The sequence below is a fragment of the Shewanella insulae genome (assembly GCF_009831655.1).
GTDB classification, from domain to species: domain Bacteria; phylum Pseudomonadota; class Gammaproteobacteria; order Enterobacterales; family Shewanellaceae; genus Shewanella; species Shewanella insulae.
The window spans coordinates 1-14,310 of record NZ_WRPA01000027.1 but is presented as its reverse complement, the minus strand read 5'-3'; the positions used below and the strand labels follow the sequence as shown (position 1 = coordinate 14,310).

Here is a 14,310-nt window from a genome sequence, read left to right as displayed (position 1 = left end):
AGTTTCCTCTCGCCTGAGGGGAGGGCGAACCCTCCCAAGGCTATTAATTATAGGCGTTGAGGCAGTCGACAATCAGGTCGACGAAGCCCTGACGATCTAAGTCAAACAGCACTGTGGTGTTAGGCGCCTTGCCAGTGAGCTGATAGCGATCCACCACCGTCATCCCCTGGGTATATTCTCCCTTGGTCTCGACGCCGACCCAGCACTCCTGGGCGGTGAACAGCTCGGGTTTGAGCAGCCAGGCGATGGTGCATGGATCGTGCAGCGGCGCCCCGGTGAAGTCCCACTTAGGGTCTCTATGGTAGATCATAAAGAAGTCCAGCAGCTCGGCGACACACTGGGCCACAGGGTTGGGGATGGCGCGGATCCGTTCGATATCCTCATCCATGATCTGCGCCTCGTGGGTCACGTCCAGGCCACACATGGTGATAGGAATGCCGGACTTGAACACCATGTCGGCCGCCTCCGGGTCGACGAAGATGTTGAATTCGGCGGCTGGGGTCCAGTTACCTACGCCCGCGGCGCCGCCCATCAGCACTATGCGCTCCACCTTGCTGTGAAGTTCGGGATAGTTGGCGATAAACAGGGCGATATTGGTCAGTGGCCCCGAGGGCACTAAGGTGACGGGCACGGCGCTCTGACGCACCTTCTCGGCCATTAGCTCGACGGCGTTTTGCGTTAGGGGATCGAAGGCGGGATCCGGTAGCTTTGGACCGTCGAGGCCGCTCTCGCCGTGAACGTTGTCGGCGATAATCAGCTCCCTGGCCAGGGGCTTAACTGCGCCGCCAGCCACCGGCATATCGGTGCGATTGAGCAGGGTCAGGATGCGCAGGGCGTTGTTGAGGGTCTTGTCCGGCGTCTGGTTGCCCGCGCTGGTGGTCACCGCCAGCGGATTGAGGCGCTCGCTGCTCAGGGCCAGGATCAGGGAGATCGCATCGTCATGGCCCGGATCGCAGTCGAGAATAATCGGGGTCGCCGAGGAGAGCGGGCGGATGGCTTTGGGAGAAGCGTTTGCTGCGTGAGAATGTGAGGCAGCGTTAGATTGAGTCATGGTCATGCTCCTTTGATTGACACCTGTCGCAGAGTAACACGCTTTAGGCGCCTGTCACCTTTGAGATGAAAATTTGTGATTAAGCAGACAAAGCGTCGATAAACCCGGCTAGCAGGCCCAGATGAGGCGCCTCGTCCCTGTTGGGAGGGGTAGGGCTGGCTGTTGTTAAATACGCGCTTTACCTGCATAAGCTCAAGAGGCAATGCATGGGTTATTCGCCCATCGTGATTTGCTTATATTGCTATATATCAATGAGTTGTATTATGTCTTTGTTTGGCGTAAAAATTTTTTGTCGCTGGATAACTATTTCTGATTGACTCGGTCACGATTGCAGATTATTTTGCGCCCGATGTTTTAGCTGGGGTGCACAAATAAAGACAGGATTCGCTAGGGGCGAACGTCCTTATGTCCATAATAAAGCAGCAATTAAGCGTATAAACCCTGGGGTTATGCGCCGAGTAAAATGAGTTTGCCGTATCGGCTCAATTTTAGAAGGACCTTAAGCCATGTCTGACGCGACAGCCTTAAGTCTTATCCCACCTGTGGTGGTCTTGGTGTTAGCGGTTTGGCTACGCCGCCCAATCCTTTCGTTAGTTATCGGTGCCTTAGTGGGTCTGGTGTTATACCAACCCGATCAGGTGCTGAACAATTTCGCCGACATCTCGCTCTCTGTCATGGCCGATGAAACCATAGGTTGGTTGATCTTGGTCTGTGGCGGTTTTGGTGCCCTGATCGCCCTCCTGGTCAAGACCGGCGGTTCCATGGCCTTCGGTCGCCATGCGCTCAAATATGCCAAGGGGCCTAAGTCATCCCTACTGATGACCTTTATCCTGGGCGTGGTGATCTTTATCGACGACTATCTTAACGCCCTGACCGTGGGCTCGACCATGAAGTCGGTGACCGACAAGTTTAAGGTGTCGCGGGAGATGCTGGCCTATGTGGTGGACTCTACCGCCGCGCCCATCTGTGTGCTGGTGCCATTGTCGACCTGGGCCGTCTTCTTTGGCGGCCTGTTGGTGGATAACGGCGTGGCGGGCGAAGGGCAGGGGATCGGCGTCTATATGTCGGCGATTCCTTACATGCTCTATGCCTGGCTGGCGGTGGCCATGGTGCTGCTGGTGATTCTGGGCATAGTGCCCGCCTTCGGGCCGATGAAGAAGGCGCAGCTGGCAGCCATGGCGGGCCAACCGGCCAAGGCGGTGGATGCAACAGAGGAGGTACAGACCTCGGATGATTACGGTCTCAAGGCGATCGAAGAGGAGTTCAAGCATGCCGATAACTTGGGCAAGCTGCACAACTTCATGGTGCCCATCCTCTTGCTGGTGGGCTTTACCGTCTACTTCGACATCGACGTGCTCAAGGGGCTGATCGCCACCCTTGCGGTGACCCTGCCCTATTACGGGGTGCAACGCCTGATGCCTCTGTCAGAGATGATGGAGCAGATGCTCGACGGCTTTAAGTCTATGTTGCCGGCCATAGGCACTGTCATCGCCGCCTTCGTCTTTAAGGATGTGTGCGACAAGCTGATGCTGCCGCAATATGTGATTGGCAACCTGAGCCCCTTCATGACCTCACAATGGCTGCCCGCCGTGGTCTTCCTGACCATGTCTATCCTGGCTTTTGCAACAGGCTCTAGCTGGGGGATCTTCGCGGTGTCTATTCCTATCGTGATGCCGCTGGCCCAGGCGGTCGATGCCGATATTCCCTTGGTGATCGGCGCCCTGTTGTCGGCCTCATCCTTCGGTAGTCAGGCCTGTTTCTATTCAGACTCTACCGTGCTGGCGGCCCAGGGCTCAGACTGTAACCTGGTGAGCCATGCGGTGACCCAGTTGCCCTATGCCTTGCTGGCGGCCGGGCTGACTTTCATAGGCTTCCTGATCTTGGCCTAAGGCCTTAAGAAAGAAGTACAGAAAGAGAAAGGGGCGTCGACTAGTCTAGTCGACGCCCCTTTTGATTAACCCATAGGGTGACTATAGGTAATCTTTAATCATTTAGAACGCCTTAGAACAGCGAGCCGTTTAGCCAGAGATGCACCAATATACTGGCGGCGTAGCCCAGGGCGATCACGGGCGTCCACTTGAGGTGGCTGGCAAAGGTGTAGATGCCGCGGGCCTGTCCCATCAGGGCGACCCCGGCGGCACTGCCGATAGAGAGCAAGCTGCCGCCTACACCCGCGGTCAGGGTGACTAGCAGCCACTGGCCCAGCGCCATGTCTGGATTCATGGTCAGCACGGCGAACATCACGGGGATGTTATCCACGATAGCGGAGAGCACGCCCACGGCGACGTTGGCATAGGTGACGTCCCAGTGGGTATACATGGCCTCGGAGACCATGCTGAGATAGCCCATGAAGCCCAGACCGCCGACGCAGAGTACCACGCCGTAGAAGAAGAGTAGGGTGTCCCACTCGGCGCGGGCGATGCGGCTAAACACATCGAAGGGCACCACGTTGCCTAGCTGGTCCAAACGCTTGAGGTTGTTGTCGCGCTCGGCCTGCTCTTTGGCCTTGAGCACCGCCTTGGGGAAGCTCTTGCGCAGATAGAAACCAAAGAACTGCAGGAAGCCCAGCCCCGTCATCATGCCCAGTACCGGAGGTAGACCCAGCAGACTGTGGGTGCTGACGGCGGTGGCAATGGTGAGCAGGAACAGGCCGACTATGCGCTTGGCGCCACGTTTCATTATCACCTTCTCCTCTTCCGCCTTCTGCACCTGATTGACGATGAAGGCGCTCATGATCGCGGCCGGTACCAGGTAGTTGACCAAGGATGGGATGAAGAGGTCGATAAACTGCTCGAAATGCACCACGCCTTTTTGCCAAACCATCAGGGTAGTGATATCGCCGAAGGGGCTAAAGGCGCCACCGGCGTTGGCCGCCACCACTATGTTGATACAGGCCAGGGCGATAAACTTCTTGTTGTCGCCCCCTACCTTCATTACCACGGCGCACATCAATAAGGCCGTAGTCAGGTTGTCGGCGATAGGCGAGATGAAGAAGGCCATGAAGCCGGTGAGCCAGAAGACGGTGCGCTGACTAAAACCTTTACCCACCATCCAGGCCCGCAGAGCGTCAAACAGGTTGCGCTCTTCCATGGCGTTGATATAGGTCATGGCGACCAGCAGGAAGAGCAGCAGCTCGGCATACTCAAGCAGGTTGTGCTTGAAGGCGGCCTCCGAGAGCTCGGACATGCCATGCTGCACATAGATGTAACCTATGATTCCCCAGATCAGGCCTGCGGCTACCAGTACCGGCTTGGATTTCCTCAGGTGCAGTACCTCTTCTCCCATCACCAGTAGGTAGGCGAGGACAAAGATCACCAGGGCGGCATAGCCTGCGCCGGTGGCGGTGAGATCTAGGAGTTGCCCACCGGTCTCGCCACTGCTGGCAAAGACGGCAGGGCTAAACAGTGCGGCCAAACATAAGAGTAAGCTTGTTAGGGGATTGGCAAGGCTGCCAAAGTGGGGCTTAAGGTGTTTCATTAAGTATTCTCTGTGTTAGGAATAGCTTAAAAATTACCACAGCTTTCCTGCTGAAAATTTTGATGCGCCTCAAGTTTATGTGTATTAGTTTCGGCTAAGTCACATAAAATTGGGAAAATTATGTTTAAAAAATAAATGTTTACCTACAAAGTGGTAATGATTTTGTCACCAGTTTGTGATGCCTTCACGATTTGCGCTGTTAACAAGTTAGCACAGGATCACGCTTTTGGTGCCCGAGATGGAATAAGAGCGAAAAGGGAGCCCTGTGGCTCCCCTTAGCTTGCGCTTTTTTAGGCCTTAATACTGCCGAATCGGCCCGCCTGATAGTCGGCGATCGCCTGTTGGATCTCCTGCTCGCTGTTCATCACGAAGGGTCCCATATGCACTATCTTCTCGCGGATTGGTTCACCGGCAAATACCAGGGCACCGGCGCCGTTTTCGCCTGCCTTAAGCGTGATGAGTTGCTGGCTATCGACAATCAGATATTGTCCCGCCTGGTAGGCCTTCTCGGGAATATCTTGGCTATGGAGCTCGCCCTGGTAGAGGTAGAGGCCGACATATTCACGCTCATGCAGATCCAGCTGAGCCATTCCCTCTGGCGCCAGCATGAGATCGGCTATCTTACCTCGACCGGCGAGCTGTTGAATCGGCGCCTCGATGGGCTCGGCTCCCGTTAGCTGCCAGCTGCCGGCCAGGGCGCGCAGTTGGGCGCCGCTGTCGTTGTAGGCTTCGGGCAGCGGCTCATCTGTGCTGTCGCGATAGATGGCCGGGCGCATCTTCTCCTTGGCGGGCATGTTGAGCCAGATCTGAAAGCCGTGCAGGCCATCCTGGGCATCGGCCAGGGGCATCTCAGAGTGCACCACGCCGCTACCTGTGCTCATCCACTGTACGTCGCCGGCCTTGATTGCCTTGACGTTACCCAGCTGATCCTTGTGTTCGAAGCCGCCCTTGCGAATATAGGTAAAGGTTTCTATGCCACGGTGGGGATGGGGCGGAAAGCCGCCGATATAGTCGTTGGCATCATCAGACTTGATCTCGTCCAGCATCAGGAAGGGATCGAAGCGGGTATTCATAAAGTCGGCCACACGGCGGATGTTAACCCCATCGCCATCCATTGCCGGGCGGGCGGTAAATTGACTGATCACTTTCATCTTAAGTACCTCATGATTGGGAACCGCCTGGTGCTGCTTAAGTGTAGCTGGCGGGAATGGGATCAGCCTATCACTGGTATAATCGAACGAATATCGCTAAATAATACCCAATAGGTTCTAAAAAATAGAATGTTAAAACTGGCTGCGGCTAACCGCGGGAAGCGATTGATGGCGGAAAAGTGCGACAATAATTTTTGGTAATCCTTGTTTTTGTTATCAAAATTCAATATCCCTGTACAAATTTGTCAGCGGCTTGTGTTAGTATCCGCCCCTGTTTAGTCTGCCCGCCCCGGCATTGTCGCCCTGGGCCGGCGAGTCGCTTTTCTGTCACTGGAACCAGGATATGGATGTTAAAGACAAGGCCGCACCTGCGGATAATGGCAAGCGTTTTCCCCGCTTGGACAATAGAGAACTGGTGAAGACCAGCTTCTGGATCAGCCAGATCTTCATGATCATCGCCACGGTCGCAGGGGTTTACCTGGCAGCCCAAGAGGGATTGTCTCAGGCGATCACCTTCGATAATCTGACCAATAAACAGAACAACTATTATCTGCGCCACGCCCTGTATGACGAGGTACAGGACAATGTCAGCATTATCAACGAGTACGCCGACTTTATCGCCGGTAAGGCGCCCTTCGATATCAAGAATCACAGGCCTGCGCTGGCGAGCTTCGTGTGGGAGAATATGCGTTATTCGCCCTATACCCTGGAGACGCCGCCTCAGCTGCTGTCACAGACCCGACGCTTCTATCTGGAGGTAGACGACATCATTGGCAAGATAGAGGGGCGGGTCTATGGCGCCAAGTATGGCGGCGACCTGCTTAAGGCCCTGACCAAAGCGATGAGCGAAGATACCCTGCCGGCACTGAAGACTAATTACACTGCGCTGGCCGATGAGCTGAGACGCAACGACATCATAGTAGATTAGGAAGGGAACTCCCCATGATCAATATCTGTCCGGGTTGCCACGAGGGGCGACTAAGAGCATACAATTTTCACGGCGAACAGGTGGATTGCTGCCGTCAGTGCGGTGGACTCTGGTTTAAAAACGGCGAACTTAACGCCGCCTTGTCGAAGGCCGACAACGGCGATGACGATGTCAGGGTCGAAGAGACACTGGGCGACCTGTTAGGGATCTCCAGCCGCAGCTGTCATCAGTGCGACCTGAGCCTGCATCGCTATCATCTGATGACTGGCTATGAGATCGAGGTGGATGTCTGCCATAGCTGTAGCGGTGTCTGGGTCGATGAGCATGAGCGCACCAAGGTGGTGCAGTCGCCCAAGGTGCGACAACTGCTGGAGGAGTTAAATGGTAGCATCAGCGTCAAGACCTGGCTGTTCCAGTTCCTTTCTAAGATGCCGGTGGAATTTAACCTCAAGCCGAAATCGACGCCCTTAGTGACCTATATGCTGCTGGCGCTCAATATCCTGATATTCTTCGCCTACGGCTTTAACCTGAGCACCACAGATATGGTGTTTGAAAACTTCGCCATGCGCTCCAACGAGCTGTTGGCCGGCCATCATCCCTGGACTCTGCTGAGTCATATGTTCCTGCACGGTGACATCATGCATCTGGCGGGTAACATGTATTTCCTCTATGTGGTGGGGGATAACCTAGAAGATGCGCTGGGCCGCGCCAAGTTTTTTGGGCTCTATATTCTGTGTGGCCTGGCTGCCGCCGGGGCGCAGATCGCCGCCGATCCCGGCTCAGGCATCTATATGGTAGGCGCCAGCGGTGCCATCGCGGGGCTGTTCGGCATGTATCTTATGTGGTTCCGCCATGCCAGCCTGACCTTCATGTTCGTGGTGTTTCAGAAGAAGCTCAGCCCCATGGCCTTCTTCGCCATCTGGCTGGGCTTTAACATCTTTGGCCTGGTGATGGCCGGCCAAGGTGTGGCCTACTGGGCCCATATAGGTGGCTTCGTGATGGGGCTGATCTTGGGGATAAGCCTCAAGTCAAAGGTGATGCACAACAATCCCATGCTGGCGTTACTCAATGAGCCAGAGGTGAAGATCGCCCGTTAGGGACTCTCTATTGAAAAAAGGCCCCATCTCTGTATGGGGCTTTTTTTATGGGCGCTTCTTGTCGCTGAAACTTAAGTGAAAAAGCTGGGTCTAATCCTTAAACCAGTCGACTCATTAGCGACTGGTATTCACCTCAGACTTGGATACAATGTAACCATTACAACTGCAAGAGCGAGAGATAGATGTCCAGAGCTAAAATCTTGATCATAGATGACGATCCCGTGTGCACAGGGATATTACTCGCCATGCTGGGGGACGATTATGAGGTGACCGCGGTGAACTCGGGCAGCGGCGGCATCGAGGTGCTGCAATCTCTGACCCCGGATCTCATCCTGCTGGATATCACCATGCCCCATGTCAACGGCTATCAGGTGATTCAGCATCTTAAGGGCTGCGAGGAGACGGCCAAGATCCCCGTGGTGGTGATAAGCTCGTTGGCGGAGCAGTCTGACAAGGATTTTGCCCTCAAGCTGGGGGTGGATGACTATATCACCAAGCCTGTAATGCCGGATGCGATCCAGGAGATGATAGAGGCCTATCTCTAACCCATATTCATGCCTCTGTCTCGATTAGATCTGCTGACCTGAGCCTTTTATCTATCGACTTTTTCTCACTAGACAGGCCTGAGTGGGCTGAGCTATCTTATGGCGGCAACAAGGATGTTACCGCCTGGTCGACTAACCATCACATTGCCAATACATCACCAGCTTTTCACATCAAACAAGGGATTAATGATGAAAGCCAAACTCTTACTACCACTGTTTTTTATCCTCACCAGCGCCCAAGGTGCTGAGCTGCCCGACAATGCCCCCTATGACTTGGCCAGCATGGAGGTGGATGTCGATAAATTTATCGAGATGAATGTCTCGCGGATGAAAGCCGACGGTGACTTTACCGCCATGGAGCAGGTTTCTAGAATCGGTAGTGGCAAGCTGGAGCGTGGTTATCGCAGCGCCATGAAGTTCTGCTTCGATAAGTATGATCAGATGACAGAAGAGAACGCCGAGGCCTTGTCCAACTGTTTCATCGACCAGACCGCCGCAGAGTTTGGCGTGACTAATGAGCAGTTTTACGTCTGGCTGGATGAGCTCGACCGTCAGGACGCCGCTAATCCCGACCCTATCGAGGCGTTGGATATGGAGATGGATAAGATCCATGAAGCCATCTTTGCCCTGCAGGATAAGCCAGAGCTCACTCAGGCCGAGCAGGAGCAATTGGCGAATTTTGAGCAACAACTTATCGAACTAGGCGAGAAACAACATAAGTTGCAGCTGGAAGAGGCAGAGGCCATGGCCGCCGAGATGGAAGCCATCTTCAAGCGCAAATAATCTAAGGTTAATCGCGCGACTAATGCGCGAATAGCCTAGTCAATAAAAGGCTCGGTACTGACGTGTTCAGGCCGAGCCTTTCTCTTTAGTGCGAGCCTAGCTGATTACCGGTGCCCTTTGGGCCGCTATTTTCCAAGAGCATGCTCGACATAATCGGGAAGTATTACAGCGCAGATTTTCTAGTATGGATTTGTTACGGATAACAAATTTATATTAAGGACATTGCGATGAAAAAATTAATTGCACGCTTCCTATGCTTAACCGCCTTCTATAGCGTTAATCTCCATGCGGCTCAGCTATACGTTTGCGATAACTGTACTCAGACCAAGCTCAACGCCCTAATAGAGATACATGTGGAAGCGACTCACTCCCTAGAGACGAGTGGCGCTGAAATAAGTGGCGCTGAAAAACATGCTTATGAGAGCCTGGTTGTCTTGGACAGAGAGAAGGCGACGGCGACCGAGATCAGGCTGCGCTACGCACAAGATAACCCGACGACCACTTCGACTCCCTATGTTGTCGAGATCAATAGTGACAAGCCACACCTGCTCGAAGCAGCTAGCGCATTGGCCGAACTCAAGGCCATCAATTTGGCGCTAGCCAAACAGGCAAAGCAGGGCATTATATTACCGCCAGAGACGGGATTTATCACGGTTGCCGACGCGTTAAGGGAGATCGCCGACTTTGAGGGCGTTCTAGCGACCGACTTAAGTGGTGCAGATCTCTCAAGACTCAATGAACGGGTTACCCGAGTGAGTAATCAGGTGCAACGACTCGATAAGGCCCTTGGTTTCAGCTACCGCAATCTTTCGGCCATCCTGGGTCTTTTAACGCAAGAGCGTTCCTGGGTCGTCAGCTTTTCAGACACCTCCCAAATTCTGGTCGATATTCGTTTCAAGGCCCTAGATGATTATTTGAAGTTAGTCTTCAAAGCGCTTCCCGAACTGGCAAGAGATAACAGAGGCAAACGAGTGCCGCTTTCCGAGATATCCATCGACGGTTATGGTTTCGGTGGAAATCTGGCTCAGGCGCAGAGTTGCGCCGAGTTGATGCGAGGCATGGGGATCGAAGGTTCGGTGCCTAACAGGCGAGGAGAGATCTACTGTACAGTCACCAAGCAGGCAAGAGCCCGGCCGGATAAGACCAGCTATGGTTTCGCTTGTAACTAGGATTAAGATAAAGGCTCGGCGCTCCTGCTTTGACGCTCATGAGTTCAGGCCGAGCCTTTGTTTTGGTCTAGCTAACTCTCGAACCTTTGCTAGCCCCTGGCGATGGTGATATCGGCAATGTGACCATGGGCGGTGGCCTTCAGGGCGCCCTGAAGCATCTCGGCGGCTTCGTCTGCGCTCATGAAGCTGGAGGTGTCGAGAGACTTACCACTGCTGGGCCAGAAGCCTGTATCCATGCCGCCGGGATAGACGGCGATGATCTTCATCGGCTTACCCTTGAGTTCCAGGCGTACCGATTCGATAAAGCCACGCACCGCCCATTTTGCCGCGCAGTAGGTGGACTCTCCCGCCTTGGGCTGCTGAGCTGCGGTCGACATCACCACCACCAGATTCAGCGGCGTGTCCTGATAGCGTTTCACCAGCTCGCGCACCAGCAAGATGCAGGAGGTGACGTTGTTCTGTAGCAGCTTATGGATCTCATCGGTTTGCTGCTCGGTGATGGGACCGAAATAGCCGCTGCCGGCGCAGTGGATCACAGTGTCGAGTGCGGCGCCTCCGCTCATGGTCGTTAGATTATCGAACAAGGCCGTGACGCCTTGTTCATCACAAAGGTCAGCCGCCATGGGATGTAGATTCTTCGATGCCTGTGCCACATCTGCCAGTCTGGCCTGGTTGCGGCCGGAGATCATCACCTGCTCACCCAGATCGGCATAACGCTTGGCCAGTGCTGCGCCCAGGCCGCTGCTGGCACCGGTAATTAATATCATGATCGATTCACTCAATAAGCTGTGTTAGGTCGGCCTATTATGCCGCAACTGGCAGTCGATGCCAGAGGATGGACCAGGTAACAGGGATTAACGTGAGCCCGGGCAGAAAAAGGGAAGCCGGGGCTTCCCTGAAAGGGCTGCGCTAGTGGATGCTCTGGTAGCTAAATCTCAGGTGTTTAGCGTCTTTGATCAGCTTGATGAAGTCTTCGCGGTTTAGCCTGACCAGGCTGGTGTGATCGCCGGCCTCGAGGTAGAGTTCCTTAGCCTCGATCAGCAGGTCGTCATAGATGGTCTCGATATTGTAGGCCGCGCCGAGGGAGGGGATGGCGCCATGTTCGCAATCGTCAAACATCTGATAAACGGATTGTTCCTTCACCAGATGCAGATCGCGGTTGAGTTTGTCGCCCAGCGCCTTGAGGTTGATCTTATGATCTGTGGGCAGTACCGCCATGATCCTGCGCCCCTGATGATCTTCCAATATGACTCCCTTGGCAACTTGGGCCGGGGCCAGTTGGGCGGCAACGGCCGAACTGATGGAGTTGTAGCTGTGTCGATGCAGCACTATCTCATAGTTCACATCATGTTTTGTCAGATAGTGATTTAACCGGTTTGAAATACTCATATACTTGCCTCGTTAACGTTATGAAACGTTAACGATAAGTATAGTCCAGTAAGGCTCAGGCGCCGCTTTCTCTCTAGGTTTAGCACTGCTTTCCACCGTTGGTATAGTGGTGTTTTTTACTGCTGATTTAATATCGTTTATTCAGCTGATTTAGCAGCAATTTTCATTGATTAAGTTGGCAGCCAAGCCTTGCTTGCCGATCAGCTAAACCAGGTCTTGAATTTGCTTAGCAGCGAAGGGCGATAGAAGGGCTCAAGCTTCTCCAGGCAGAAGCTGCTGATCTCATCATGTTTGTCACTTCTTAGCAGGTAGGGACGTATTTCCCAGCCGTGGAGCTCTATCTCTCTTTGCAGGTTGCGGCAATCGCTGCGAATACGGCTGAAATCATCACTCACCCTGTCTCCCTCTAGGGTGAGCGCCAGGGTGAAGGCGCTGTCTTGGCCGCCGCGGCGGATATCCAGCTCGCATGACTCGATGAAATAGCCCGCCTTGACGCTGGGGTAATTAGCCAAAATTTGGCGCACCGCGCCGAACATGGGCAGATCGCTTGCCAGTACCTTGCCCAGCAGCCGGAGCTGATTGCCCTGGTTGAGTAGCGCCATGTCAGGCAGCAACATGTAGCGGATCTCATCGCTGCTGACGACTTTCGACAGGTTGCTATTGGGGTTGAGCGCCATATCCGTCTGGTTGGTCAGCAGCAGCTGAAATGCCTGAGGCGCATCTATCTCTATCTGACCGTGAAATTCGCTGCCCTCTGCTTCCATAACCGCCTTGGCCTGGTCGACCGCCTCCTGTGAGGTAAAAAGCGGGACGAAGTAGTGCACCTGATCATCGCTGACGGGGATGTGCCATTGCATGATGGAGAGCTCTGTGGTGCCATCGGCCTGAGGCGTTTCTTGGCCGTCGCTCAGCAGGTAGAGCTTGGCCTTAATCAGGTGTTCATAGAGGGCTTTGGCCTGGGTGTGATCGGCAAGTGCCGCCTGCAGGGCGGTTTCGAGTGCGTTGCTCGGGGTGAGTGTAACTTCCATTTTCGCTAATCCTTGTTTCCAACTGGTCTGGACCAGACATCCTGGTGAGCTGGCATAGTAGATCAAGGTGTTAGCTGGGTCTAGAGGGGAGTGGGGGCAAACCTCGTTTGAGATTCTATTCCTCACTCGAGGGGGAGTTGGTTTGGCGGCTGAAGAAAGTCATGGGTTTTCATCCCATACCTTGGAATGTGCGGCCTTACGGCCGAGGTAAGTCGTGGGATTCCATCCCACACCCAGGCAAGAGGGGGATCTCCAGCAATCCCCCTCTTGCATCTCCCCTTGCCGCCCCAGACGAAGTTAACTGCATTGGTTAGGAGCCTCGTGTTTATGGATAAATCGTTACCGCTTCCGAAGGATGCATCCATGCACCTGCGGAAGCTAGTCGGGCATCCATGCCCGCCTCACTCGATTTATTCCAACACCCTTCGGCAACTTCGATGGGGATTTACTGTAGCCACAACCGGTAATTTTCGAAAACTATTATAACTTTAGCTTTAACTTAACTGGCGGTTCTGTCGCAAAATATCTGGACAGCTTATTTTTTGAACGCTATGTTGAATGTTGTCGATAAAAAGTGCTGCAGGGATGAATTGGTACACTTAGGTAATTATATCTTAAGTTAATTTCATGGAAGACGACGAATAGGAAATAGTTCTCAATTGCCTCCCATTGAACGTATCTCATTCTTTGCAATCATTTCAGGTTGTTTAAGGCTTTGGGTAGTTTAAGTGCATTTGTCTCGTAGCTATCTAGAAGCCTACTTTAGAGAGTCGAGATACCTATGAAATTATCCCAAGTATTATCAAGCATCAATCAGGTTGAAAAGTCTAAATTTATTTCATGTTTAGATAAGTTGTGCAATAGCGCTTTGCCAAATGATAAGCAATTGGCAAAATCAGTAAGTAAGATTGATGGACAGATAAAGAATGCTTCTGGCAGTGAAATCACTTCGTTGTTTGCTTTGGTTTCTTGTATGTATAAAGAGTCTGTTCAAGAGCAAATAGCTATGTCCGATGCTCAAATCGGTCTTTTGGTAAATATTCTTACGAGAGATGGAAATTGTATAGCACGTATCTCATGGATTGAACATTTGTATAACAAAGAGTGGAAAGAATTAAATGACTCAGCAACAAAAATTAGAGATTTGATTGAGCAAAGTTCTGGGTCTGAAGATTTTTGTAGGGGAAGACAGTTAGCTATTTATCATGATTGTTTTAGCGTTGCATTTCTGAATGATGAGAAAATTAATCGAGAGGCAAGGATTACTGATGATGAGAGAAGCATATTAAATATGTTGGCAGATCGCTTAGGGATATCTATGGATGAAGCATCTGCAATAGAACATTTGATTAATCCTGTACCTCAAAATAATGTTTTGGATGGATTAAATTCTTTGAGAGAAATGGGATTGCTGTTTATCAATAGAAAACGCTCTGAAGTATTAGTCGCTGATGAGGTTGTTGCCATTTTAAATGAACTTCAGGGCAAAGAACTGGCTAATAAACATACGTTGAGAATACTTAGGTCTTTGTCTGATGCAGAACTCTCAAATGTATTTAAACATTATAACAAGTGACTGTGGTGTTTAGTCAATATATTTATCCGTTTTTTGCGCACCACAGCTCCTCGCTTTTAAGCATGGTATTCAAGATCACGATGAGCTTTCGCATGCAGGCGATCAGTGCTACTTTT

The 14,310-nt window shown here is 52.6% G+C and carries 13 protein-coding genes; 7 read left to right on the top strand and 6 right to left on the bottom strand.

Annotated features, from left to right (window positions below):
• Positions 1–43 precede the first annotated feature (43 nt).
• Positions 44–1,051 (bottom strand): pyrimidine-specific ribonucleoside hydrolase RihA, encoded by a 1,008-nt coding sequence (gene rihA / locus GNT65_RS19550; RefSeq protein WP_181006381.1) that lies wholly within the window; start codon positions 1,049–1,051, stop codon positions 44–46.
• Between the two features lie 506 nt (positions 1,052–1,557).
• On the opposite strand from rihA, the gene GNT65_RS19545 reads away from it, so the two are divergent.
• Complete coding sequence (locus GNT65_RS19545) at positions 1,558–2,940, top strand: Na+/H+ antiporter NhaC family protein (RefSeq protein ID WP_160798873.1); 1,383 nt, start codon at positions 1,558–1,560, stop codon at positions 2,938–2,940.
• A gap of 112 nt (positions 2,941–3,052) precedes the next feature.
• Here GNT65_RS19545 and nhaD read toward each other — a convergent pair whose 3' ends face one another.
• Both nhaD and GNT65_RS19535 read right to left on the bottom strand, forming a co-directional pair.
• Entirely contained in the window at positions 3,053–4,528 is a 1,476-nt protein-coding gene (gene nhaD / locus GNT65_RS19540) for a sodium:proton antiporter NhaD (RefSeq protein WP_160798872.1), read from the bottom strand.
• A gap of 290 nt (positions 4,529–4,818) precedes the next feature.
• Positions 4,819–5,679, bottom strand: coding sequence for a pirin family protein (locus tag GNT65_RS19535; RefSeq protein ID WP_160798871.1), 861 nt, complete (start codon positions 5,677–5,679; stop codon positions 4,819–4,821).
• Between the two features lie 343 nt (positions 5,680–6,022).
• Between GNT65_RS19535 and GNT65_RS19530 the strand changes: the two genes are divergently transcribed.
• The 5 genes from GNT65_RS19530 (at position 6,023) to GNT65_RS19510 (ending at position 10,201) form a co-directional block, all read left to right on the top strand.
• A complete protein-coding gene (locus GNT65_RS19530; protein ID WP_160798870.1) occupies positions 6,023–6,607 on the top strand; it encodes a hypothetical protein in 585 nt (194 codons plus the stop codon).
• Positions 6,608–6,621: 14 nt separating this feature from the next.
• Positions 6,622–7,704, top strand: a complete 1,083-nt coding sequence (locus GNT65_RS19525) for a rhomboid family intramembrane serine protease (RefSeq protein WP_160798869.1) — start codon at positions 6,622–6,624, stop codon at positions 7,702–7,704.
• Between the two features lie 182 nt (positions 7,705–7,886).
• Positions 7,887–8,249, top strand: coding sequence for a response regulator (locus GNT65_RS19520; RefSeq protein WP_160798868.1), 363 nt, complete (start codon positions 7,887–7,889; stop codon positions 8,247–8,249).
• Between the two features lie 189 nt (positions 8,250–8,438).
• Positions 8,439–9,032 (top strand): hypothetical protein, encoded by a 594-nt coding sequence (locus tag GNT65_RS19515; RefSeq protein ID WP_160798867.1) that lies wholly within the window; start codon positions 8,439–8,441, stop codon positions 9,030–9,032.
• A 227-nt stretch (positions 9,033–9,259) separates the two neighbouring features.
• The gene (locus GNT65_RS19510; protein WP_160798866.1) at positions 9,260–10,201 is read left to right on the top strand and encodes a hypothetical protein; all 942 of its coding nucleotides are present in this window, start codon (positions 9,260–9,262) and stop codon (positions 10,199–10,201) included.
• Positions 10,202–10,290: 89 nt separating this feature from the next.
• Here the strand turns inward: GNT65_RS19510 and GNT65_RS19505 are convergent, their stop codons facing one another.
• From GNT65_RS19505 to GNT65_RS19495, 3 genes are all read right to left on the bottom strand, one after another.
• Complete coding sequence (locus tag GNT65_RS19505; protein WP_160798865.1) at positions 10,291–10,968, bottom strand: SDR family NAD(P)-dependent oxidoreductase; 678 nt, start codon at positions 10,966–10,968, stop codon at positions 10,291–10,293.
• Positions 10,969–11,110: 142 nt separating this feature from the next.
• Positions 11,111–11,590, bottom strand: a complete 480-nt coding sequence (locus tag GNT65_RS19500; protein ID WP_160798864.1) for a YbaK/EbsC family protein — start codon at positions 11,588–11,590, stop codon at positions 11,111–11,113.
• A gap of 200 nt (positions 11,591–11,790) precedes the next feature.
• The gene (locus GNT65_RS19495) at positions 11,791–12,618 is read right to left on the bottom strand and encodes an SseB family protein (protein ID WP_160798863.1); all 828 of its coding nucleotides are present in this window, start codon (positions 12,616–12,618) and stop codon (positions 11,791–11,793) included.
• Positions 12,619–13,399: 781 nt separating this feature from the next.
• On the opposite strand from GNT65_RS19495, the gene GNT65_RS19490 reads away from it, so the two are divergent.
• Positions 13,400–14,194, top strand: a complete 795-nt coding sequence (locus GNT65_RS19490) for a hypothetical protein (RefSeq protein WP_160798862.1) — start codon at positions 13,400–13,402, stop codon at positions 14,192–14,194.
• Positions 14,195–14,310: the final 116 nt, after the last annotated feature.